The following is a 22062-nucleotide window of genomic DNA, read 5'->3' as shown; positions in this document are numbered from 1 at the left end:
TTACGAGTTGCGAGCTACGGGACGAAAAATACGTATCCCGTATCCCGAATCTCGATTATTTAATTTTCTCTACCTCAGCGAAAAGTTTCTGGGAAATTTCGTTAATTTCACCTACACCGTTTACTTCAACATATTTACCTTGTTGCTTGTAAAGTTCGGCTACTTCTGCTGTTTTAGTATAATATTCTTTAATTCTGTTTTCAATGATCTCTACATTGCTGTCGTCTGATCTTCCGCTGGTTTCCCCTCTTTTCAGAAGTCTTTCCACCAAAATTTTATCCTCTACGATTAATGAAAGACAAATGTCAATATCATCATTAAGTTCTTCTTTAACGATTTTTTCCAACGCTTCTGTCTGAGCAGTAGTTCTTGGATATCCATCAAAGATAAAACCATTAGTGTCGGTAGGTTTTCTGATCTCATCAATCAGCATATCTGTTGTTACCTGATCCGGAACCAATTCTCCCTTATCGATGTAAGACTTAGCCAGTTTTCCTAGTTCGGTGTCATTTTTCATGTTGTATCTGAAAAGATCACCTGTTGAAACCTGTTTTAAGTTGAATTTTTCGATTAGATTCTGAGCTTGTGTTCCTTTTCCACTTCCTGGAGGGCCGAACAGAACAATGTTTATCATAATGTTGTTTCGCTTCCGGCAATTGGCAAGTGCTTCTTGCTTTTAGCTTTATTTAGTTAATATTTTACTTTATTTCGATTTAATATTTAAAGCTAAAAGCCAGTAGCTGATAGCTATAGGCATTTAATGATTAATTTGTCCGTCTTCTAATTGGTACAAATTAGGTAGGTTTCTTCCCAATTCATCGTAATCCAATCCATAACCAAGAACAAATTTATTTGGAATCTCTCTTCCAATATAGTCCAGTTTGAAGTCCTTCTTGTAAATCTCAGGCTTCAGTAAGAAACTAGCCAGCTTTACAGATTTAGGACGTTGTGTTTCCTGAAAATATTTGAACAGACTTTCAACCGTATTTCCTGTGTCAACGATATCTTCTACAAGAATAATGTGACGGTCTTTTACATCTTTTGTCAGCTCCATTTTTTGATAAACAATCCCTGTAGATTCAGTTCCTACGTAAGAACTCATTTGAAGGAAAGCGATTTCGCATTCCCCAGGATAATATTTTAAAAGATCTGAGAAGAACATGATAACCCCATTCAAAACACCAATGAAAACAGGAACTTCGTCTTTGTAATCTTCATAAATTCTTAATGCTGTCTCTTTTACAATTTCCTGAATTTCGGCATCCTTTAAATAAGGAACGAAAGTTTTGTCGTGAACTTTAATACTTTCCATAAAAAATTTTAGTAGTTGGCAAAGTTACGGATTTTAGATTTTTCATTAAAATCTTTTTGTGTTTAATCACCGTTTTATACTATATTTGTTCTTTCGAACCCATAAATACAGACATGTAGGATATAATTTCTTTCAGATTCAATGAAGCGGTAGCCCATGAGTTACCGGTGTTTAACCTTTATTAAGAAAGAAATCATGATTTTACTGCAAAATATATCCTTTGGGTTTCCGGGAGGAGATCTCCTTTTTAATCATATCAATTTAACAGTACCATCTCATACCAAATCAGCTTTGGTAGGAAGCAACGGCATGGGAAAATCTACCCTGCTGAAAATTATAGCAAATGAAATACAGCCATTAGAGGGAAGTGTAAACATTCAGGGTGAAATTTTCTATGTTCCCCAAATGTTCGGAAATTTTAATCATTTAACGATCGCAGAGTGTCTGAATATAGATCAAAAGCTTTTTGCCCTTGAAAAAATCACAAGTGGGGAAGTGGATGAACATTATTTTGAACTACTGAATGACGACTGGGATATTGAAGAACGCTGTCAGAATGCACTACAATATTGGAATCTTCAGGATTTTGACTTAAACCAAAAACTAGAGAGATTGAGTGGCGGACAGAAGACCAAGGTTTTTCTTGCCGGAATTCAGATCAATCAGCCTGAGATTATTATTTTGGATGAACCTACCAATCATCTGGATCTGGAAGGAAGAAAACTCCTGTATGACCTGATTGAAAAAGTAAGTGCTACCGTTGTTATTGTAAGTCATGACCGGACATTGCTGAACCTTGTCGATACAATTTTTGAACTAAGTAATCAGGGAATTGCTACCTATGGCGGAAATTATGATTTCTACACAGAGCAGAAGGAAGTGGAGGATGAAGCTTTACAAAATGATATTCATGCCAAAGAACGGGCATTGAAAAAAGCAAAAGAAAAAGAACGGGAAACTCTGGAACGAAAACAAAAGCTTGATGCCAGAGGAAAACAGAAACAGGAAAAATCCGGTGTGGCCAGAATTATGATGAATACACTTCGGAACAATGCAGAAAAAAATACCTCAAAACTGAAAAGTGTACATACAGAAAAGATCAGTGGTATCTCAGGAGATCTGAGAGATTTACGTTCCTCTGTAAAGAATGCTGATCAGATGAAAGTCAATTTCAATGATTCCGGTTTACATTCCGGGAAGATTTTAATTACAGCAGAGCATATTAATTTTAGTTATAGTGAAGAAAAGCTCTGGAAAGAGAATCTTGATCTTGAAGTACGAAGTGGAGACAGAATTTCAATTAAAGGCTCTAATGGTTCAGGAAAAACTACTTTGATAAAGCTTCTTTTGGGAAGTATAAAACCTTCCATCGGAAATATCAGTATTACTGAGTTCAACAGTATTTATATCGATCAGGAATATTCATTGATTGATAATGAGCTCACATTATATGATTTTGTACAAACATTCAATGACAGCGCTTTGCAGGAATCGGAAGTGAAGACCTTATTGTCACGGTTTTTATTCAGTAAAGAAACCTGGGATAAAAAATGCGGTGTTTTAAGTGGAGGAGAACGGCTGAGACTGCTTCTTTGCGGGCTTTCCATCAGTAATAAAGCTCCGGATATGATGATTCTTGATGAACCTACCAATAATCTGGATTTGCAGAATGTAGAAATTCTGACCAACTCTATTAAAGATTATCGTGGGACGCTGCTGGTGATTTCGCATGATGAAGTGTTTCTTGAAGAGATTGGAGTGAGCCGTGAGATTTTATTGGGCTCATAAAATATTTATATATTATTTGTCATTCTGCAGAAATCTTTATGTGTAAAAGATTTCTGCGGGACGACAAAATTATTTAGCTTCTGACAATGTCCAGTTGAAATAGATATCTGTGTTAATAAGATCAATAAGAACATCAGCCAAATCATGAGAAAAATATTTACCTAAGTTGATAGGAGTCTGTTTTAAAATTTCTTCCAATTGTTCTTTAGTGTAATAATGAAAATGTGTTTTATTGTTTTCATCCAGAGTAGAATATTCAATTCTGTTTCTTAATAAAACGGTGATCAGGTTATTAAGATCTTCACCATCATCATCTCTGTATATATCATTGATTATTAAATGGTAATTGTTGTTTTGGATATTATATTCTTCATAGAAAATTTTTATTAACCTTTCCTTATTTAATTTGGTGACTACCTCAATAAGAGCTTGTTTTACTCCTGTAGCACTTCCATATTCAAATATTCTTCCATCCTTTTTTACAAGAAGTATTGGCCCTTGACCTATTAACATTATTTTTTTATCTTTTGCTTGATAACCGAAGACAAAGATGTCATCATAATCTTCTGTGTAACTAACTTCAACATGATCCCCTGCATTATTCAGGACATATTCTTCGGCTGTTTTTATAAACTCATTCATGTTTTTTTATAGCATTTTATTTTTTGGTTTTCTTAATCGCATCCAGATAAATTTTCTTGATGCTGTTCTTTTCCTCTTTTTCACTAATGTTCTCAAGTGCTGGAAGAAGAGTCTTATTGTGTGGAGTTTTCAGCTTCAGTATTTCTCCCAATGCAAAAGCAGCGCTCCAACGGACAACTGTTCCTTCATGCTCAGTGTTTGCTGTCAGATTGGTGATGGCCATGTCCAGATTCTCGGGGAATAACTGAGCGGTGTTACCAATCACTTTAGCGCTTTCCCATTTTATTCTGGGAGCTTTTTCAGTAAGGGTATTGGTGATAAAAGTGAATACGGTTTCGTCTGCCAGGTTAGGGTTTTGCTTGGTAGCATATTCCATAGCTTCTATGCAGGTCCCTTTTACCGGGTCTTTTGCTTTCTCAGCAAAAGCAATCAGTTCATCTGTTGGCAGAGAAGTATCAATAATCCATTTGCTGATGATTTCTGTTTTTTCCTTTGCTTTGGAAGTCTTGTCTTTAAAAAGTTCTTCTATAGTCATGGTGTTGATTTTTAATTTTTCCAGCGTTCTAATTTAGGAATTCCTTTTGAAAATAAACTGGCCAGAAAACCGGGAAACCCTATATCCTTCATTTTATTTTTTACAAATTCCTGCATTTCCAGTGCTGTGATATTTGATAGTTTGAACTGTCCTTTTTCATAGCAATAATCACAATATTTTGTGCTGATAGAACCGTCAGTATTGGTTCCGCCTCCGTTGGGTGATTTTTTCAGAGGCATCCCACAGCTCTGGCAATTTTTGTATACTTTATCCATGTTGTATTATATGTTGGACAAAGGTAAATAAGGCAACTGTCAACCCTATGTCAGTCTGTTTTTTTATTTGAAAGGTAGTTGGGTGCTGGGAGATGGAAGTTGTGGAAGCCGGAGGCTGGGAGTAGATGTATATAGCTATTTATTCAGTTTATTTTTAAGAATAATTACAAAGGCTTTCAGAAGTTATTCACCTGGGAGAAACTTCCAGCATCCCTCTTCCTGCTCCCATCCTATAAACTACGTCAAAGAATTAATATACTCCTCAAGGGTAAAATGCATCTCTTTTTTGAATGGCTGATCCGCATTCTTCAAGTCCTGAATCTGCAAAACCTTAAAATCCCGGTATTCCTTTCTTTTCCAGCACCATGCAATCAGATGCCATTGGTTGGTGTAAAAGCTCATACCGATAGGTTCAATTTCCCTTTCACTGGTTTCGTTTGAATTGTTGAGATAGCTTATTTTTAAAATCTGCTTATCAACAATAGCATTCTGTATGATGGTAAGATAATCCTTGCTATGGTCGGTATCACGAGAAACATAAATGCCGATCTTTTCCTGTAACTGATCAGCTTTTTCCTTCTCGCTATATCGTAAGACCGATTTTATCTTGTCTATTGCATTGCCAACATTTTTCTGTATCGTTTTGTCTGTATAACGCTCAGAAAGTTTGGAAATTATAATTAAAGCATTGGCTTCATCACTGGTCAGAAGAACAGGAGGAAGAAAGAAGCCCTGCAAAACGGTATAGCCTTTCTGCGGTTCATAATCAATAGGAACTCCAATTTCACCCAAAGCTTTAATATCCCTGTAAACCGTTCTGATGCTGATTTCATATTTGTCAGCAATATAATCAGCGGTTACAAACTTTTTAGATTGCAGGGTGGTAAGCACGGAAATCAGTCGGTCAATTCTGTTCATTATTTAAAGCATGAGATTCAAAAATATAAAATTATTGAATATGGTGACCATTTCGGGCGCAGCGCAGCAATCTCAGCACATACAAGTTCTCCCAGATCTTGCAAATATATCCATAGACATCAGCGAAATCTGTATAATCTGTAGGAATATCATGAATATTAAACTTTTTGAATGGATTATTGAAAGCAATGGAGGGTAAAACTTGGTTAGAATAAATGTAAATAGCTTTTGTAACTAAGAAAAAATCTGCAAAACCAGCGAGAGTCTATTTACAATGTTTCAAGATCCAATCATAAATCCCGTTCAGTACCTGCTCCCATATTTCCTCATTTAAAATCTCATGACGCATTTCTGGATAGACCTTCACATTTACATCCTGAAAGCCATCAGCTTTTAAATTGTTAACAGTAACCATCACTCCCTTGCTGAAATCACCAATCGGATCATTCTGCCCGCTTACAAACAGAAAAGGAAATGACGGAGAAATAGCAGCAGCCCAATCCCTTGAGGTCGCTCTTTTATAAACCGTAAACAGAGTATAAAAAGCATTGTGAGTAAAAGGAATTCCACACAACTCATCTTGTTCGAAATTTTTTCTGTTCTTAGGATTAACACTGAGCCAGCTTGTATCACCAAAGTCTTTATCATCTTTAAAATGCTTATTGTTTACCTTGGTAAAAACAGAATTTAAAAAAGTACGATGTCGTGGAGCGATCATATTGGCCAAAGATAAATATCCTCTTAATAGGTCAATTCCCGGTAAAGGTCCACCAGTTCCTGTGATGATTGCTCCAGCAAATTTATGACTGGCCTTCTGAAGTAGACAACGCGTAATAAATGATCCCATGGAATGCCCCAAAATAAAATGGGGAACATCCGGATATTGTACTGCAAGATGATCTGCCATCATTTCTGCATCAGCAATCAATCTTTCATCCGGTTTTTCAAGCTGGAAGAACCCGATATCCTTTTTCTCTTTTACAGATTTGCCATGGCCTAGATGGTCATAAGTCAGTACTGCAATTCCGTGATTGGCAAAATATTCTGCTATTTCAGCATATCTTCCACTGTGTTCCTGCATGCCGTGAACGATGAGGAGAGTGGCTTTTGCTGTTTGTGGAATAAACGGAGTGTAGTAAAGCTGGGAGGCTTTGTTGGAGTTGGAGGGAATGTATGCTGATTTTTGAGATACTGGCATAATAGCTTATTTAGATGCTAATCAAAGATAAGGAATAAAAAATGTTTTAATTAATGGAAACTATTCCTCTTTTTTTATTGATGTTGCCCACAATTTTTTATTCAGCATATATTTTTTTTCTATACTTAGATTTGGAATAGTCCAACCGAAATCAGTTTGGCTTTTGTTAATGAGACTTAGTGTGTAAATTTTATCTTTTTCAAAAAAATGATTCCCATAAAGTTCTGGGCATTTAACTATAATGGGAATTTTTTTATCTGTATAGTTTTTTAAATTTGAATTAATAATTTCAAATTCTATAATTGTAGCATAAGCTATATATATCCACAATTTGGAGGAAGAGAAATATTATTAACTATTCTTCCTGTTACTTCATACTTTCGGACTGTAGTTCGTTTGGTGGAAAAACTCAAAGAAATCACTAGAATAAGTGTGAGAGGGAGTAAAATAATATTTTTCATTTTAAATATTTGATAGTAAATATAGGCGGTTTTAAGAAGATGCAAAAGTAAAATAACCATAAATAAGATAATATTCAACCTCATGATTTTCACCCCACCCAAAAATAAAATCAGCCTCAAATTTGCCCACTCAATTTTTTAAAAGTAATTTTGCACGAATCTTAAAACAAAAGTAAAATATGTCAACTTATGTAGTTGTAGGTCTTCAGTATGGAGATGAAGGTAAAGGTAAAATCACGGATGTTTTATCAGCAAAATCAGACTATGTAGTGCGTTTCCAAGGGGGAGACAACGCTGGTCACACGGTATATGTTGGTGAAGAAAAATTCGTTCTACACCTTCTTCCTTCAGGAGTTCTTCAATGCAAAGGGAAATGTATCATTGCGAACGGAGTAGTGGTAAACCCTAAGTCTTTTATTAGAGAAGTTGGTCAGATCGAGAGCAAAAACTTGAGAACAGATCACATTTTTATCAGCAGAAGAGCGCATGTTATCATGCCTTACCACATCCTTTTGGATACTTACCGTGAAGAGGAACACGGCGGAACTCAGATCGGAACAACCAAAAAAGGAATCGGACCTTGCTATGAAGATAAAATCGCAAGAGTCGGAATCAGAATGGTTGACCTATTGAACCCTGAAATTTTAAGAGATAAAATTGAGAAAAACTTAAAAGTTAAGAACTCTCTTTTTGAAAAATATTACGGAAAACCAGCCTTAGACGTTGAAGAAATCTATAACGAATATTTAGAAATCGGAAAACAGCTTCAGGACAGAATCGTTGATACTGAATTAGAGCTAAACGAGGCAATCAGAGACGGTAAAAACGTTTTATTTGAAGGAGCACAGGCATTAATGCTTGATATCGACTTCGGAACGTATCCATACGTAACTTCATCTTCACCATCTACAGGAGGGGTTTGTTCAGGAGCAGGAGTTCCTCCAACATCACTTCAAAACCTGATCGGTGTAGCAAAAGCATACTGTACAAGAGTAGGAAACGGACCTTTTCCATCTGAATTAGATAATGAATTAGGTGAAAAGATCAGACAGATCGGTGGGGAATTCGGAGCTACTACAGGGAGACCAAGAAGAACAGGTTGGTTAGACCTTGTTTCTTTAAAGCATGCTTGTATGATCAACGGGATCAATAACCTTGTGATTACTAAACTTGACGTTCTTACAGGAATTGAAAACCTTAAAATCGTTACGCATTACAAAACTGAAGACGGAAAAATTATCGATTACTTTACTTCGTCAACAGAGAAGCTATACAACTATGAGCCAATCTACCAGGATTTACCAGGTTGGGCGGAAGATATCACAAAAGCTAGAAGCTATGATGAACTTCCTGATAACGCTCAGAAATACATCGAGTTTATCGAAAAATATTTAGGAATTAATGTATACTTAGTTTCTGTAGGTCCTGAAAGAAGTCAGAACATCATCAGAAAAGAATTATTCTAATATTCTTAGAACATATATAAAAAGAGACTGTCAGATTTGATGGTCTCTTTTTTTTGTTTGCTGTCCATGTCAGGGTTTTAAACCTTGATATTGGTAATTATGTGCTCTCAAAATGTTTATGTTATTGAAAACGCTTATATTTAATCTTATATATAATCGGATGGAAAACAATAAATTGCCTCAATCTGCCATGAACAATATTGTAATTAGCTTATACTTTACCATTGCATATGCTGTTTTACTAAGTGTTTATTTAGGATTTCCAATAAATATCCGCAGTAATTTTTTGCTGATGTTATTTGTTGTTTGCAGTTTACTGTTTAGTGTTGCTGCTATATATTTTGCTGCTAAAAGTTATAAGGAAGCAAAGATCAGCTCGGTCATTCTCATTATTATCAATGCACTGGGACTATTAATACCATTGATAATGTTGCTGATGATTTTTACATAATTCAATACTTTGAACGATTTTAAGCGTATATTTTTACTATTTGAAATGTTAAATTTTAAATATTTTCATAAAATTTTATAATATTATGTTGTTTTGGTAAAATTCTGGCAAATATTTTGATATTGAAACATTGCTTATCGATAAGAACTAATCAAACTAATAATCACATTTTTTTAACAGTTTAAATAGTAATAGTGATGAAACACCAGAACCAAAACCAGGAGTTTCGTTTTAACGAAGTCCTTTTTGAGCACCGCAATAAACAATACGGTGCTTATGTATTAAGAAACGAATCAGATAGAATATTAACCAAAGCACTTTTTATAGGAGTAAGTTTAATGGCTGCGGTCTCTATTACACCAGTTGTAATATCAGCTTTTAAAGGTCCGGAGATTTTGCACACTTCTTGTGATATTGGTCCGATTAATATTCAAAATGTAGATACTCCAGAAGTAGCGCCTCCTGTAGAAATTATAAAACCAACAACTGCTCCCGATAAAAGAACATTTGACAGTACAGTGCCTACACCATCAAGTACAGCACAGGATAATGTGAAAAAAGATGTTGTTCCTGATGATGCTGTGGCAGGCTTTACAGATCATTTTAAAGGAGATGTAGTCGCTCCGAATACATATGTGCCAACAACGGCACCTGTGGGATCAGGGCCGGTAATCAATACTCCGCCGCCAGTAATTTCAGAGCCGGTAGATAAAAGCAAAATCGTAGATGCAGGCGATCTTGGAGTGGAAGCGAATTTTAAAGGAGGGATAGATTCTTTCAGAAATAAAGTCATGAACAGCTTCGACGGTTCAGGAATTGAATCAGAAGAAATAATAAAAACTACGGTTACATTCATTGTAGAAATGGATGGAACAATTTCAGGGGTAAAAGCTAACGGAACCAACGCCGATTTTAATAATGAGGCAATCAGAACAGTGAAGGCAATTTCAAACAAAGGAATCTGGATTCCTGCCAAAAACAAAAAAGGTGAATTTGTAAGAAGTTACTTCAAATTTCCAATCTCCATGAAGTTTGATAATTAATATCAAAAATCAATTTTTAATAGTTATCCACAAAGATTTTTTTTTGTGGATAATTTTTTTTATTGTTAAATTGCTTATTAACAGTATTTTAACTCAATTTTGATTTTCTCTATCTATCGGGAGCAAAGAAAAAAGTGTATTTTTGAAACTTAAAGTTCTAATAATGGCAAAAATCATAGGTATTGCTAATCAAAAAGGTGGGGTAGGAAAAACTACTACCGCTGTAAACTTAGCAGCAGCATTAGGAGTATTGGAAAAGAAAATATTGATCATTGACGCTGACCCTCAGGCCAATGCTACATCTGGCTTGGGAGTAGAAGATGTTCAGTATTCCACATATAATCTACTGGAGCATAGTGCAGATACAAGAACCTGTATCAAAAGAACGGCAACGCCGAATCTGGATATTATTCCATCACACATTGACCTGGTAGCAGCGGAGATCGAATTGGTAGACAAAGAAGATCGTGAATATATGCTGAAAAAGGCTCTGGCCAGTGTAAGAGATGATTATGATTATATTATCATAGACTGTGCGCCAAGTTTAGGTCTGATTACAGTAAACGCTCTTACCGCAGCAGATTCTGTGATTATCCCCATCCAATGTGAGTACTTTGCATTAGAAGGACTTGGGAAACTTTTGAATACCGTTAAAAATGTTCAGAAGATCCATAACAAAGATCTTGGAATAGAAGGTCTTCTTTTAACGATGTATGACAGCCGATTAAGACTTTCTAATCAGGTAGTGGAAGAAGTCAATCTTCACTTTCCGGAAATGGTTTTTGAAACCATCATCAGCAGAAATGTAAGATTGAGCGAAGCACCGAGTTTTGGAGAAAGTATCCTGAACTATGATGCAGAAAGTAAAGGGGCTGTTCAGTATATTCAGTTAGCTGAAGAAGTTCTTTTAAAGAACGAAAACTTAATAAAGAATTAAATTTAATAATAAATGGCCAATAGGTGAGAGGTAATCATCACTTAGCAAACATCATTTATCAATTATATCTATGAAGGACAAAAAAAGAGCTATGGGACGCGGCTTGGGCGCCATTTTAAGTGCAGAATCCAAAGCAACTGTCAATTCCGCTACAGATGAGGGAGCAGATAAGTTTGTGGGAAATATTGTAGAAGTTGCGCTTGAAGATATATATCCGAACCCGACGCAGCCGAGAACTTATTTTGATGAAAAAGCATTAGAAGAATTAGCACAGTCTATTAAAAACTTAGGAATAATCCAGCCGATTACCTTAAGAAAAGACGGTGAGAAATTCGAGATCATATCAGGGGAAAGACGTTACAGAGCAAGTAAAATTGCAGGTTTAACGACTGTTCCTGCGTATATTCGTTTGGTAAACGATCAGGAGCTTCTTGAGATGGCTCTTGTAGAAAATATCCAGAGAGAAGATCTTGATGCCATCGAAATTGCCCTTACTTATCACAGGCTTTTGGAGGAGATCGGTCTGACTCAGGAAAACCTGAGCCAGAGAATAGGGAAAGATAGAAGTACTATTACCAATTCAATCAGATTGTTAAGGTTGAATCCGGATATCCAGAATGCTATCAGAAGTGGTGAGATTTCCGCTGGACACGGCAGAGCGATCATCAGTCTGGAAAGTGAAGAAGATCAGCAGGTTTTGTTTGATCTGATCATTAAAGAAAAATTGAATGTGCGTCAGGCTGAACAGGCTGCCGCTGCATTGAAAAATCCAAAATCTCAGGCTGCTAAAAAAGTAAATGCCGAGTTATCCAATAACTATAAAAGAGCCCAGAAGACCATCGCTGACATCCTGGATGTAAAAGTGGAGATCAAGGCTTCTGGAAATGGTAAAAAAGGTAAGATTGTTCTGGACTTCAAAAATGAAGAAGAGCTGGAATATATTTTATCCCATATTAAATAAATGAAGAAAATATTTTTCACATTTTTCTTGTGTATTGCTGTATTAGCTTACTCACAAGTTGCGCCTATTGATACTGTTCGGGTACAGACACCTCCGAAAGAGGAATTTCGTTTGACGAAACCTGCTACCAAAACAGAAGCCAAGATCATTGAAGATCTTGAAAAAGCCAATGGGCCTACCAGAAAAACAATAAAGCTTAATCCAACCAAAGCAGGACTGTATTCTGCAGTATTGCCGGGATTAGGCCAGTTTTATAATAAAAAATACTGGAAAATTCCAATTGTTTGGGGAGCTGTTGGAGCGGGAGTAGGTATTGCTGTATGGAATGATAATCAATACAGAAAATACCGCGAATATTATGTAGCCAAATTAAACGGGACCCCTAATGAATTTGTGGATGCCCGTCCATGGTTAGACAAGAAAGCCTTAGGGAATGCTCAGGACAGGGCAAAAAGACAAAGAGATTATGCGATTGCCATTACAGGATTGATCTATATTTTAAATATTGTAGATGCAGTAGTGGATGCCCATCTTTATGAAAGCCGCCATGATCCTGATTTAACCTTTAAGCCTTCAATGATCCAGGATCAATATGGTTTTGATACACCTAAAACAGGATTCGCTTTAAGTTATAGATTTTAATAGACAATACATACAGAAGCCGAAAGGTTGAATGTAACAATAAAATAAAAAAGATTACATGAAAATAGCATTAGTTGGTTATGGTAAAATGGGTAAAATCATTGATGAGATCGCACAGAAAAGAGGTCATGAAGTGGTTGCCCGACTGAAGGAAACCCCAACTGCTGAAAATCTGAACAATCCGGATGTTGTTATTGAATTTTCTTTACCGGAAGTTGCCTATGATAACATCAAAGCTTGTCTTGAACATAAGATCCCTGTAATCTGTGGGACAACAGGCTGGCTGGAGAAAAAAGATGAAATAGAAAAACTTGCTGTAGATAACGATACAGCCTTTTTATATGGTTCTAATTTTAGTTTAGGCGTTAATTTATTCTTTGCTCTAAATGAAAAATTAGCTGATCTGATGAAGAATGTAAATGAATATTCTTGTCAGCTGGAAGAAATTCACCACATCCATAAAAAAGATGCCCCAAGCGGAACTGCAATCTCTATTGCAGAAGGAATCATTCATAATAATCCGAAATTTGAAGCTTGGAAACTGGAAGAAACAGAAGGTAAACAGCTTGGAATTTTCGCCGTTCGTGAAGATGAAGTTCCGGGGACTCACAGCGTTTACTACAGAAGTGAAGTGGATGAAATTGAGATCAAACATACCGCATTCAACCGAAATGGATTTGCATTAGGAGCAGTAGTCGCTGCCGAATGGATCAAAGATAAAAAAGGAAACTTCGGAATGAAGGACGTTTTAGGGCTTTAATTGTAACAAATTCTGTAAATTGCAGACCAATATGAAAATGATGAATAGTAAATAGCAGCGCGCTGTAATCGTTTATTACTCATCATTTATCATTTATATATTTAGAACAGGCACAAAAAAATTATGAATTATTTTTTAACTTATACAGTGTATGTCCTCATTTTATCCGTATTGATGGGGATTTCAACTTGGAAGTTGTTCAAGAAAATGGGGTATAGCCCTTTATTTGCATTTATACCTTTTTATAACTATTTCATTATCCTGAAAGAAACAAAACATCCGAAATGGTGGGCTATCCTTTCCTATCTTCCGATTGTAGGACCTATCATGATGTCTGTTTTTCATCTTTATTTAGTAAAGAAATTCGGGAAAACCCTTTTCAAGGATCAGATTCTTACTGTGATCCTTCCGTTCATTTATATGGCAACAATCAACTATTCCAAAGATGTAGAATTAGAAGATGAAAATGCCAATGAGCTGTTTCTTACCGATGAAGAAAAAGAAGCAAAAAAGAAAGATACATTTTTGGGTTCTATTACGTTTGCAGTAGTATTTGCAACTATTATTCACGTTTTTGTAACGCAGCCGTTCGGGATTCCTACAGGTTCCATGGAGAGAACATTATTGGTAGGAGACTTCCTTTTCGTAAACAAATGGAGCTACGGATACAGACTTCCGATGCGTCCTGTAGCAATACCTTTCCTTCAGGGAACGATCATGGATACCGGACAGAAAGGAAACCCAAAAGATGATCCGAAATCCTATGTAGACGGAGTAAAATTACCTTATACAAGAATATTACAGTTCAGTAAACCTCAGAAAAATGATGTAGTTGTTTTCAACTATCCTCAGGATTCTGTTCATACAGCAATCGACAGAAAAGACCCTTATGTAAAAAGATGTGTGGCTACAGCCGGAGATACTTTTGAAATGAGAGCCGGAAGACTTTTTGTAAACGGAAAGCCGGAAACTGTTTTGGGAGATCAGGAAGTACAGCACAGATATATTGTGACTACTGATAGCCAGTTAGATATTCCTACACTATATAAAGCTTACGGGTTTTTACCGGTAGTAGAACAGCAGCAGAATAACGGAGGATTTATTTATGCTTTTCAGGGCCTTACAGATAAAACGGCTAAAGATATTAAAGGACTTCCTCACGTAACCGATATAACAGAAGATGTTTCGGTAAAAGGAGAAGCAGCAATAGCTTACAGAGATGAAGCCAGAACAAAAATCGATACTACACAGTCTATTTTCCCGGTTAACAAACCTTGGAATCAAGACTGGTACGGACCGGTAAGAATTCCTAAGAAAGGAGATGTGGTAGCAATCAACAATGAAACCCTTCCAATGTTCCAGTGGATTATTTCTGAATATGAACATAACAGCTTAGAAAAGAAGAACGGAAAGATCTTTATCAATGGTAAAGAAGCTAATCAATATACTATTCAACAAGATTATTATATGATGGTGGGGGATAACAGAGATGCTTCATTAGATGCAAGATTCTTTGGCTTCGTTCCGGAAGAAAATATTGTCGGAAAGCCGATGTTTACATGGATGAGTGTTCAGGGAGCTTTTGCAGACAGCAGCTCCAGCTATCAGGCACCATTCAAGATCCGTTGGGACAGAATGTTTAAAGCAACCAATACAGGAGAAGCCAATAAAACTTCATACTGGTGGATTGCTGCAATGATTTTAATATTATTCTTCGGTTGGGAATATTTTGTGAAATTATTCAAAAAGAATAAGACAGAAGACGAGTTATAAATAAAATTAAACTTAAAATAGAATGAAGTATTTGAAAAAATACTTCATTTTTGTATTATGAATATGAAGAATGTTTTATTACCGGTATTTTATATGCCACCGGTTTCATGGTTTTCAGTGTTTTTAGATCCTGAAAATGAAGTTGTTTTTGAACAGTTCGAAAACTTTCCGAAGCAGACCTATAGAAATAGAGCCAATATTTACGGAGCGAATGGGAAATTATCTCTGATTATTCCTATCAACCATAACGGGAAAAGAGAGATGAAAGATATAGAACTTTCTTACAGAGAAGATTGGAGAGGTCTCCACTGGAAGTCAATCAAAACCGCTTATCAGAGCTCTCCTTACTTCGAATACTATGAAGATAAGTTCAGGAAAATTTTTGATCTTAAAGAAAAGTTTCTTTTGGACTTTAACCTTAAAGGGTTAGAAGTTATCCAACAGATATTGAAAACAGAAAAGGCACACTCTTTGAATGAAGAATATATCAAAAATCCGGAAGGAATCAGTTTCAGAGAAAAGTTTTCTGCAAAACTTCCTTCAGAATTTGAAATGGAAAGCTATTATCAGACCTTCTCAGACAAATTAGGATTTTTAGAAGATTTATCGGTTCTGGATCTTATCTGTAACAAAGGCCCTGAATCACTTGTTTACATAAAAAATATAAAACATTAATATACGGTCGTCACTGTCGGATTTTTATTGAAAATAAAACACATGACGACTGTATATGACTTTAAAACAAATATCAATATATGAAAAAGGTATTATTAGCTGCAGTTTTTTTGACCGGTTTTGGATTCTCCTTTGCACAGGAGTCAAAAGCTAAAAGTATTGACCCGAATGAAGATAAAAACCTGATGATGTGGTATCATAAGGATTTTGCAACTTCAAAAATTTATGGAGTGAATACAGAAAATGCATATAAATATCTGGAATCAAAAGGTTTAAAGCCTAAAACAGTAATCGTTGGAGTTTTAGACAGTGGAGTACAGGTAGATCACCCGGGATTGGTGAAAAACATGTGGACCAACCCTAATGAAATCCCTGGAAACGGAAAAGATGATGATGGAAACGGATATATCGATGATATTCACGGATGGAATTTCATTGGAGGAAAGAATGGGGACGTTGATATCGATAATATGGAAGTAACAAGAGTTGTTGCCAAATATAAACCCGTTTTTGAAGGTGACGATTCTGCAAAGAATAAAGCTAATCAGGCTAAAATGCCGGAAGACTTTGAAATGTATATGAAAGCTAAAGACCTTTTCACAAAGAAAAGTGTTGAAGCTCAGCAGAATTTCAGAACATATTCCATGATAAATGAGCTGATTCCTAATATGGTAAAGCTATTGGCAGGAAAGCCAGTGACAACAGAAACTATTTCAGCCATTAAGAAACCTACAGATCAAAAGGATGCAATTGCTCTGGAGGTCTTGGGTAATATCTCTCAAAGTCCGGATTTTAAAGGAAAATCCTCTGCAGAATTTGAGACCAGAATGAAAAAGGATATGAAAGAAGCTATCGATCATTTTGCACCAGCAGCAAAACAATATGATCTTTCATATGACCCAAGAAAAGAAATTGTAGGAGATAACTATGATGACTATTCTGAAAAAAACTATGGAAACAACCATTACGAAGGGCCTGATGCAGAACATGGAACCCACGTATCCGGAATTATTGCAGGGCTTCCACAAGGGAAGGAGATACAGCACGGTATTGCTTCAAGAGTTGCTAAAATTATGACGGTAAGAGCCGTACCTAATGGAGATGAAAGAGATAAAGACGTTGCCAATGCAATCAGGTATGCTGTAGATAATGGTGCTAAAATCCTGAACATGAGTTTTGGTAAACCTGTTTCCCCAGGTAAAAATGTAGTTTGGGATGCTTTCAAATATGCTGAAGATAAAGGCGTTCTTTTAGTAAAAGCAGCAGGTAACGAAAATGAAGACGTAGCAGAACATCTGGCGTATCCTACCAACTACAAGAATGTTAATGATGAAAAACCATTTGTGAATAACGTGGTCGTAGTAGGAGCGAGTACCAATGATAATAATGCCCTTAGAGCTAATTTCTCCAATTTCAATAAGAAAATGGTGGATGTTTTTGCTCCCGGAGAAAGAATCTACTCAACCGTTAAAGGAAGTAAATACGAATATTTAGATGGAACATCCATGGCATCTCCGGTAGTATCAGGAGCTGCAGCAGTTCTGTTAGCGTATATGCCGAATCTTAAATCTGACCAGATCATTGAATCATTGAAAAAATCAAGCAATCTGAGCTCAGCGAACGGTTTTACAGATTTCTCTGCAGCAGGAGGAGTTATAGACGTGAAAAAAGCAGCTGAATATGCTTATAATAACTTCTATAACGGAAGTAAAACCCCTGTTGTTAAAAAAGCAACTAAAGCTGTTAAAAAATAATTATTTATAAATGATTATGATATCCATTTTATAAATGAAGCACTTGGAAATATCAGGAATAAACCGCCATACAGTGCAGTTTTGTTTTCTTTAAAAAAAATGTTAAAATATTCATTTTTAAATAGCTAATAAAAAAGTCCGAAATTTTTCGGACTTTTTTATTTTTTAAATACAATTTTGGCACGGTTTTTTGTAACTTTATTGTAACAAAATAATAAACAACAAAATGAAAAAGTTACTACTTGCAGGGATGTTAGGAACATCACTTTTTGCAGTGTCTTGTTCCTCTGTGAATAACGCAGCTACATCTCAGAATCAAAAGGCTGAGTTTCTTAAATTAAAAGGAGACTGGCAGATTGTGAGCATAGACTACGATAAAGGGTATAAAATTAAGCCTTTTGACGAAGGGGCAGATGCACAGTGTTTCGTAGGAAGCCACTGGAGATTGATCCCTAATAACTGGACAGGTGCTTACACTCTGAACGGAGGAGGAAGCTGTCCGGCAATTACACAGCCTATCAAGTTTGAAATCAAGAATGGAGATACATTTATGTTTAAAAAAGTTCTTGCAGGTACAAAAGCAAAACAGAATATTGCAGGATATACTTTATCGGTAATCAACCAAAGTACAGATCAGTTTTCTCTTCAGCAAGACGTTCCGTTTGAAGGTGGAAGTGTAAAAGTTGTTTACAACTTCGAAAGAACCGGAATGAAATAATTGAATAACATAAAAGATAAAAAAAATGAAATTTACTAAAACATACGTAGGAGCTCTTTTCTTGTCATCAGCATTATTACTGACAAGTTGTGAAGCCGTTCAGAATTCAAATAACCAACAAAGAGGTACAGCTGTAGGAGTTGCTTCAGGAGCTGTATTAGGAGGTATCCTTGGAAACAATGTAGGAAGAGGTGGAAATGGTGCTATTGGTGCTGTACTAGGAGGTATTATCGGTGGTGTTGCAGGTAACGTTATTGGTAACAAAATGGATAAGCAGGCAAAAGATATTAAAGAAACTTTACCAGGTGCTCAGGTAGAAAGAGTAGGAGACGGTATCAAAGTAACGATGAATGAAAGTATCGTAAACTTTGCTTTCGATTCTTCAAATCTTACTTCTGTTGCACAAAATAACTTAGATAAATTAGCTAAAGTATTGGTTGATAATCCGGATACTAATATCAATATCTATGGTCACACAGACAGCGTAGGTAAAGATGCGTACAACGTAGCACTTTCTCAAAGAAGAGCTGATGCTGTAAAAGCTTATTTAGTAGGAAAAGGATTGGCAGGAAGCAGAATGTTCACAAAAGGTGAAGGTAAAAATATGCCGGTTGCCAGCAATGATACAGACGAAGGAAGAGCTAAAAACAGAAGAGTTGAATTCGCTATTACTGCAAATGAAAAAATGATTAACGATGCCAAGCAAGGGCAGTAATTAATTTAACATATAAATATTTTCGTAAAAGACCGCTCCGGCGGTTTTTTTTGTATTTTTATGGCTGTCAATTTTGAATTTATTATTTTTGTAATCGAAATAACATAAATGAAAAAATATTTAAAACTGCTCCGGGTGGAGCAATGGGTAAAAAACCTTTTTGTATTTGTCCCTCTATTTTTCTCCGGTAATATTACCAATCTTGATTTACTTACCAAAAGTATCTTTGCTTTTATCATCTTCTCATTCGCTGCAAGCATTGTTTATATTCTGAATGATTATAATGATATTGAGGCAGATAGGAAACATCCTGAAAAAAGAAGACGTCCCTTGGCAAGCGGTGCGATCTCAAAATCTACAGCCATAGGAATCCTTATTGGGCTGGTGATTGCAGATATTGTTTTTGTAGGTTTTGCCCAGATGTATTTCCAGCAGCCGCTATGGAAATTTGCTACCATTATCGCTTTTTATGTAGTGATGAATCTGGCGTATACCTTTAAACTGAAACATGTGCCGATCATTGATATCTTTATCATTGCTATAGGATTTGTACTGCGGGTTCTGGCTGGTGGTTATATCACAGGGATCAGTATTTCCCAATGGGCAATCTTACTGACTTTTGTATTGGCTTTAGTATTAGCCATTGGAAAAAGGAGAGGAGAGCTTATCAATGCTCAGGTTTCAGGTAAAACAAGGAAGGCTTTGGATGGGTATAATGTACAGTTTGCTGACATTGCTCTGTCTATTTCCATTACATTGGCTATTGTTTGTTATCTGATGTTTACCCTTTCACCTGAAGTACAGGCAAGATTTCATGAAAGAGTTTTTTATACAGTGGTTTTCGTTGTATTTGCTCTTTTAAGATATCTGCAGCAGACACTGGTGTACAACAGAACAGAATCTCCCACAAAAATTGTGTACAGAGACCGTTATATACAGGTTACTTTATTACTTTGGGTGGCCACATTTTTAATTCAAATTTACTTTAAGAAATGAAGCCGAATTTCACACAGAAAGTTACAAACTGGGGCAATTACCCGGTAGTGGAAAAAGAAATGAGATCTGAAGACAGCTTCAAAAGCATAAAAGAGTTCGTACTCAATCACAATGAAGTTATTGCAAGAGGAAACGGAAGATGTTATGGAGATGCTTCATTGGGTGAAAGCATTTTTTCTACCAAAAAATTAAATAAATTCATCAGCTTTGACCGCCTGAACGGAATTATAGAGTGCGAATCCGGAGTTTTACTATCGGAGGTGCTTGAAATATCAGTTCCACAGGGATATTTCCTTTATGTAACACCAGGAACGAAGTTTGTTTCTGTTGGGGGAGCTATTGCTTCTGATGTACACGGAAAGAATCACCATGCAGAAGGTTGTTTTTCAGAATATGTGATTGAATTTAAACTGATGATTGAAAACGGGGAAATCATTACCTGTTCAAGAGAAGAGAATTCAGATAAGTTCTGGGCTACCATCGGTGGAATGGGGCTTACAGGAATTATCCTTACAGCAAAATTTAAGCTTAAAAATATAGAATCAGCCTATATCCGTCAGGAAAGTATCAAAGCTGATAATCTTGATGAGATCTTTAAGCTGTTTGATGAAAGTGAAAGCTGGACATATACCGTAGCATGGATCGATTGTCTTCAGAAAGGAAAAAATATTGGAAGAAGTATTCTGATGAGAGGAGAACATGCTTTTCAGCATGAATTGCCGCAGACTATGACAAAAAATCCTTTAAGATTAAAGAAAAAATTACAGCCAACTGTACCTTTTTACTTTCCGGGATTCGTATTGAATGCTTTGACAGTAAAGATTTTCAACTGGCTCTATTATAAAAAACAGTCTAAAAAAGAAGTTAAGAATTTCATCGATTATGAAACCTTTTTCTATCCCTTGGATGCCATTAACGAATGGAATAAGATCTATGGGAAATCTGGTTTCATACAATATCAGATGGTGATCCCAAAAGAAGCGGGAAAAGAAGGAATGAAGAGAATTCTTGAAACCATTGCCAATAGTGGAAACGGTTCGTTCTTAGCTGTTTTAAAACTTTTTGGAAAGAATAATCCGGAGGCTTACAATTCATTCCCTGTTGAAGGGTATACATTGGCGCTGGATTTTAAAGTTAATTCAAAACTGAAAAAACTGGTAGATCAGCTGGATAGTATTGTTCAGGAGTTTGGAGGAAGAATTTATCTCACCAAAGACAGTATGAGCAGATCCTCGCTTACCAATTACCTGAAAAACATTCGAAGTCCTAAATTTGTGTCTTTACAGCACAAAAGAATCTTAAATAATAACTCATAATGATAGTCCTGGGAAGTACATCTGAAGTGGCACAGGCTTTTGTGGAAAAAGCACTTCAGGAAGGAGAAAAGTTTGAAAGAATCTATCTTTTCACCTCAAATAAAGAAACTACGGAAAGGTTTGCAAGACATATTGATGTAAAATTTCTACAACAGTCTGAAGTGATAGAGCTTGATCTGATGAAAGAAATTGATTACAACAAATTTGATTATATCAATTCAAATGTATTATTTTGTGCCGTAGGATATTTGGGTGAAGGAACAGAAGAAGGATTATATGATAATAAGAACACGGAACGTATCATTAATATCAATTATTCTAAGCTGATTCCGGTAATGAACTATTTTGCCCATAAATTTGAAAACAGAAGATCAGGAACGATCATCGGACTTTCATCGGTGGCAGGAGACAGGGGAAGACAGAGTAATTTTATCTATGGAAGTGCAAAAGCCGCTTTTACGGCTTATCTGAGTGGGTTAAGAAACTATCTTTTCAGTAAAAAAGTACATGTACTGACGGTAAAACCAGGGTTCATGGCAACCAAAATGACAGAAGGCCTGCCTTTGAATCCTAAGTTAACAGCAACACCAAAACAGGCTGCTGCCTGCATTTATAAAGCGTTCAAAAAGCAGAAGAACGTGGCATATGTTTTGCCGGTTTGGAGTATTATCATGATGATTATCAGGAATATCCCTGAATTTATATTTAAAAAGTTAAAGCTTTAAG

The 22062-nt window shown here is 36.0% G+C and carries 23 protein-coding genes; 16 read left to right on the top strand and 7 right to left on the bottom strand.

Annotated features, from left to right (window positions below; genetic code table 11):
- Positions 1 to 55: 55 nt before the first annotated feature.
- Both WH267_RS14535 and WH267_RS14530 read right to left on the bottom strand, forming a co-directional pair.
- Positions 56 to 634, bottom strand: a complete 579-nt coding sequence (locus WH267_RS14535) for an adenylate kinase (protein WP_115973525.1) — start codon at positions 632 to 634, stop codon at positions 56 to 58.
- 123 nt (positions 635 to 757) lie between these two features.
- Positions 758 to 1312 (bottom strand): phosphoribosyltransferase, encoded by a 555-nt coding sequence (locus tag WH267_RS14530; RefSeq protein WP_115973526.1) that lies wholly within the window; start codon positions 1310 to 1312, stop codon positions 758 to 760.
- Positions 1313 to 1507: 195 nt separating this feature from the next.
- Between WH267_RS14530 and WH267_RS14525 the strand changes: the two genes are divergently transcribed.
- Entirely contained in the window at positions 1508 to 3100 is a 1593-nt protein-coding gene (locus WH267_RS14525) for an ABC-F family ATP-binding cassette domain-containing protein (RefSeq protein ID WP_340009212.1), read from the top strand.
- A 69-nt stretch (positions 3101 to 3169) separates the two neighbouring features.
- Here WH267_RS14525 and WH267_RS14520 read toward each other — a convergent pair whose 3' ends face one another.
- The 5 genes from WH267_RS14520 to WH267_RS14500 form a co-directional block, all read right to left on the bottom strand.
- Complete coding sequence (locus tag WH267_RS14520; RefSeq protein WP_340009210.1) at positions 3170 to 3742, bottom strand: hypothetical protein; 573 nt, start codon at positions 3740 to 3742, stop codon at positions 3170 to 3172.
- 16 nt (positions 3743 to 3758) lie between these two features.
- Positions 3759 to 4277, bottom strand: coding sequence for a HEAT repeat domain-containing protein (locus WH267_RS14515; protein ID WP_115973529.1), 519 nt, complete (start codon positions 4275 to 4277; stop codon positions 3759 to 3761).
- 11 nt (positions 4278 to 4288) lie between these two features.
- Positions 4289 to 4552 carry a zinc ribbon domain-containing protein gene (locus WH267_RS14510; RefSeq protein WP_340009209.1) on the bottom strand — a complete coding sequence of 88 codons (264 nt, stop codon included), beginning with the start codon at positions 4550 to 4552 and terminating at the stop codon, positions 4289 to 4291.
- 237 nt (positions 4553 to 4789) lie between these two features.
- The gene (locus WH267_RS14505) at positions 4790 to 5470 is read right to left on the bottom strand and encodes a helix-turn-helix transcriptional regulator (protein WP_115973531.1); all 681 of its coding nucleotides are present in this window, start codon (positions 5468 to 5470) and stop codon (positions 4790 to 4792) included.
- Between the two features lie 265 nt (positions 5471 to 5735).
- Positions 5736 to 6668, bottom strand: coding sequence for an alpha/beta fold hydrolase (locus WH267_RS14500; RefSeq protein ID WP_340009207.1), 933 nt, complete (start codon positions 6666 to 6668; stop codon positions 5736 to 5738).
- Positions 6669 to 7308: 640 nt separating this feature from the next.
- Between WH267_RS14500 and WH267_RS14495 the strand changes: the two genes are divergently transcribed.
- From WH267_RS14495 to WH267_RS14425, 15 genes are all read left to right on the top strand, one after another.
- Complete coding sequence (locus tag WH267_RS14495; protein WP_068941636.1) at positions 7309 to 8595, top strand: adenylosuccinate synthase; 1287 nt, start codon at positions 7309 to 7311, stop codon at positions 8593 to 8595.
- 160 nt (positions 8596 to 8755) lie between these two features.
- Positions 8756 to 9046 carry a hypothetical protein gene (locus tag WH267_RS14490; RefSeq protein ID WP_115973535.1) on the top strand — a complete coding sequence of 97 codons (291 nt, stop codon included), beginning with the start codon at positions 8756 to 8758 and terminating at the stop codon, positions 9044 to 9046.
- A gap of 197 nt (positions 9047 to 9243) precedes the next feature.
- A complete protein-coding gene (locus WH267_RS14485; protein WP_340009204.1) occupies positions 9244 to 10089 on the top strand; it encodes an energy transducer TonB in 846 nt (281 codons plus the stop codon).
- A 163-nt stretch (positions 10090 to 10252) separates the two neighbouring features.
- A complete protein-coding gene (locus WH267_RS14480; RefSeq protein WP_115973537.1) occupies positions 10253 to 11026 on the top strand; it encodes a ParA family protein in 774 nt (257 codons plus the stop codon).
- A 70-nt stretch (positions 11027 to 11096) separates the two neighbouring features.
- Positions 11097 to 11987, top strand: a complete 891-nt coding sequence (locus WH267_RS14475; protein ID WP_340009201.1) for a ParB/RepB/Spo0J family partition protein — start codon at positions 11097 to 11099, stop codon at positions 11985 to 11987.
- Positions 11988 to 12629, top strand: a complete 642-nt coding sequence (locus WH267_RS14470) for a DUF5683 domain-containing protein (protein WP_115973539.1) — start codon at positions 11988 to 11990, stop codon at positions 12627 to 12629.
- A 58-nt stretch (positions 12630 to 12687) separates the two neighbouring features.
- Entirely contained in the window at positions 12688 to 13389 is a 702-nt protein-coding gene (gene dapB / locus WH267_RS14465; RefSeq protein ID WP_340009199.1) for a 4-hydroxy-tetrahydrodipicolinate reductase, read from the top strand.
- Positions 13390 to 13512: 123 nt separating this feature from the next.
- Positions 13513 to 15162 carry a signal peptidase I gene (lepB, locus tag WH267_RS14460; protein ID WP_123321229.1) on the top strand — a complete coding sequence of 550 codons (1650 nt, stop codon included), beginning with the start codon at positions 13513 to 13515 and terminating at the stop codon, positions 15160 to 15162.
- A 57-nt stretch (positions 15163 to 15219) separates the two neighbouring features.
- The gene (locus tag WH267_RS14455; protein ID WP_409013150.1) at positions 15220 to 15837 is read left to right on the top strand and encodes a WbqC family protein; all 618 of its coding nucleotides are present in this window, start codon (positions 15220 to 15222) and stop codon (positions 15835 to 15837) included.
- 80 nt (positions 15838 to 15917) lie between these two features.
- Positions 15918 to 17591, top strand: a complete 1674-nt coding sequence (locus WH267_RS14450; RefSeq protein WP_340009195.1) for a S8 family serine peptidase — start codon at positions 15918 to 15920, stop codon at positions 17589 to 17591.
- A 226-nt stretch (positions 17592 to 17817) separates the two neighbouring features.
- On the top strand, positions 17818 to 18309 hold the full coding sequence (locus WH267_RS14445; RefSeq protein WP_115973543.1) for a lipocalin family protein: 492 nt from the start codon (positions 17818 to 17820) through the stop codon (positions 18307 to 18309).
- A gap of 25 nt (positions 18310 to 18334) precedes the next feature.
- Entirely contained in the window at positions 18335 to 19024 is a 690-nt protein-coding gene (locus WH267_RS14440; protein WP_089732520.1) for an OmpA family protein, read from the top strand.
- 108 nt (positions 19025 to 19132) lie between these two features.
- On the top strand, positions 19133 to 20020 hold the full coding sequence (locus WH267_RS14435) for a decaprenyl-phosphate phosphoribosyltransferase (protein ID WP_115973545.1): 888 nt from the start codon (positions 19133 to 19135) through the stop codon (positions 20018 to 20020).
- Positions 20017 to 21336, top strand: coding sequence for an FAD-binding oxidoreductase (locus tag WH267_RS14430; RefSeq protein ID WP_340009191.1), 1320 nt, complete (start codon positions 20017 to 20019; stop codon positions 21334 to 21336). The genes WH267_RS14435 and WH267_RS14430 overlap by 4 nt, the downstream gene beginning before the upstream one ends.
- Entirely contained in the window at positions 21336 to 22061 is a 726-nt protein-coding gene (locus tag WH267_RS14425) for an SDR family NAD(P)-dependent oxidoreductase (protein WP_115973547.1), read from the top strand. The genes WH267_RS14430 and WH267_RS14425 overlap by 1 nt, the downstream gene beginning before the upstream one ends.
- The last annotated feature ends 1 nt before the right edge of the window (position 22062 follow it).

The sequence above is a fragment of the Chryseobacterium sp. MYb328 genome (assembly GCF_037572595.1).
Classification (GTDB): domain Bacteria; phylum Bacteroidota; class Bacteroidia; order Flavobacteriales; family Weeksellaceae; genus Chryseobacterium; species Chryseobacterium pennae.
This window is presented reverse-complemented; position numbering and strand designations above follow the sequence as displayed.

Coding starts and splice junctions, on each gene's coding strand:
- WH267_RS14440 (WP_089732520.1), top strand. CDS start 18,335: ATGAAATTTACTAAAACATACGTAGGAGCTCTTTTCTTGTCATCAGCA.
- WH267_RS14480 (WP_115973537.1), top strand. CDS start 10,253: ATGGCAAAAATCATAGGTATTGCTAATCAAAAAGGTGGGGTAGGAAAA.
- WH267_RS14525 (WP_340009212.1), top strand. CDS start 1,508: ATGATTTTACTGCAAAATATATCCTTTGGGTTTCCGGGAGGAGATCTC.
- dapB (WP_340009199.1), top strand. CDS start 12,688: ATGAAAATAGCATTAGTTGGTTATGGTAAAATGGGTAAAATCATTGAT.
- WH267_RS14485 (WP_340009204.1), top strand. CDS start 9,244: ATGAAACACCAGAACCAAAACCAGGAGTTTCGTTTTAACGAAGTCCTT.
- WH267_RS14475 (WP_340009201.1), top strand. CDS start 11,097: ATGAAGGACAAAAAAAGAGCTATGGGACGCGGCTTGGGCGCCATTTTA.
- WH267_RS14520 (WP_340009210.1), bottom strand. CDS start 3,742: ATGAATGAGTTTATAAAAACAGCCGAAGAATATGTCCTGAATAATGCA.
- lepB (WP_123321229.1), top strand. CDS start 13,513: ATGAATTATTTTTTAACTTATACAGTGTATGTCCTCATTTTATCCGTA.
- WH267_RS14450 (WP_340009195.1), top strand. CDS start 15,918: ATGAAAAAGGTATTATTAGCTGCAGTTTTTTTGACCGGTTTTGGATTC.
- WH267_RS14430 (WP_340009191.1), top strand. CDS start 20,017: ATGAAGCCGAATTTCACACAGAAAGTTACAAACTGGGGCAATTACCCG.
- WH267_RS14530 (WP_115973526.1), bottom strand. CDS start 1,312: ATGGAAAGTATTAAAGTTCACGACAAAACTTTCGTTCCTTATTTAAAG.
- WH267_RS14455 (WP_409013150.1), top strand. CDS start 15,220: ATGAATATGAAGAATGTTTTATTACCGGTATTTTATATGCCACCGGTT.
- WH267_RS14510 (WP_340009209.1), bottom strand. CDS start 4,552: ATGGATAAAGTATACAAAAATTGCCAGAGCTGTGGGATGCCTCTGAAA.
- WH267_RS14435 (WP_115973545.1), top strand. CDS start 19,133: ATGAAAAAATATTTAAAACTGCTCCGGGTGGAGCAATGGGTAAAAAAC.
- WH267_RS14425 (WP_115973547.1), top strand. CDS start 21,336: ATGATAGTCCTGGGAAGTACATCTGAAGTGGCACAGGCTTTTGTGGAA.
- WH267_RS14515 (WP_115973529.1), bottom strand. CDS start 4,277: ATGACTATAGAAGAACTTTTTAAAGACAAGACTTCCAAAGCAAAGGAA.
- WH267_RS14445 (WP_115973543.1), top strand. CDS start 17,818: ATGAAAAAGTTACTACTTGCAGGGATGTTAGGAACATCACTTTTTGCA.
- WH267_RS14490 (WP_115973535.1), top strand. CDS start 8,756: ATGGAAAACAATAAATTGCCTCAATCTGCCATGAACAATATTGTAATT.
- WH267_RS14495 (WP_068941636.1), top strand. CDS start 7,309: ATGTCAACTTATGTAGTTGTAGGTCTTCAGTATGGAGATGAAGGTAAA.
- WH267_RS14505 (WP_115973531.1), bottom strand. CDS start 5,470: ATGAACAGAATTGACCGACTGATTTCCGTGCTTACCACCCTGCAATCT.
- WH267_RS14535 (WP_115973525.1), bottom strand. CDS start 634: ATGATAAACATTGTTCTGTTCGGCCCTCCAGGAAGTGGAAAAGGAACA.
- WH267_RS14470 (WP_115973539.1), top strand. CDS start 11,988: ATGAAGAAAATATTTTTCACATTTTTCTTGTGTATTGCTGTATTAGCT.
- WH267_RS14500 (WP_340009207.1), bottom strand. CDS start 6,668: ATGCCAGTATCTCAAAAATCAGCATACATTCCCTCCAACTCCAACAAA.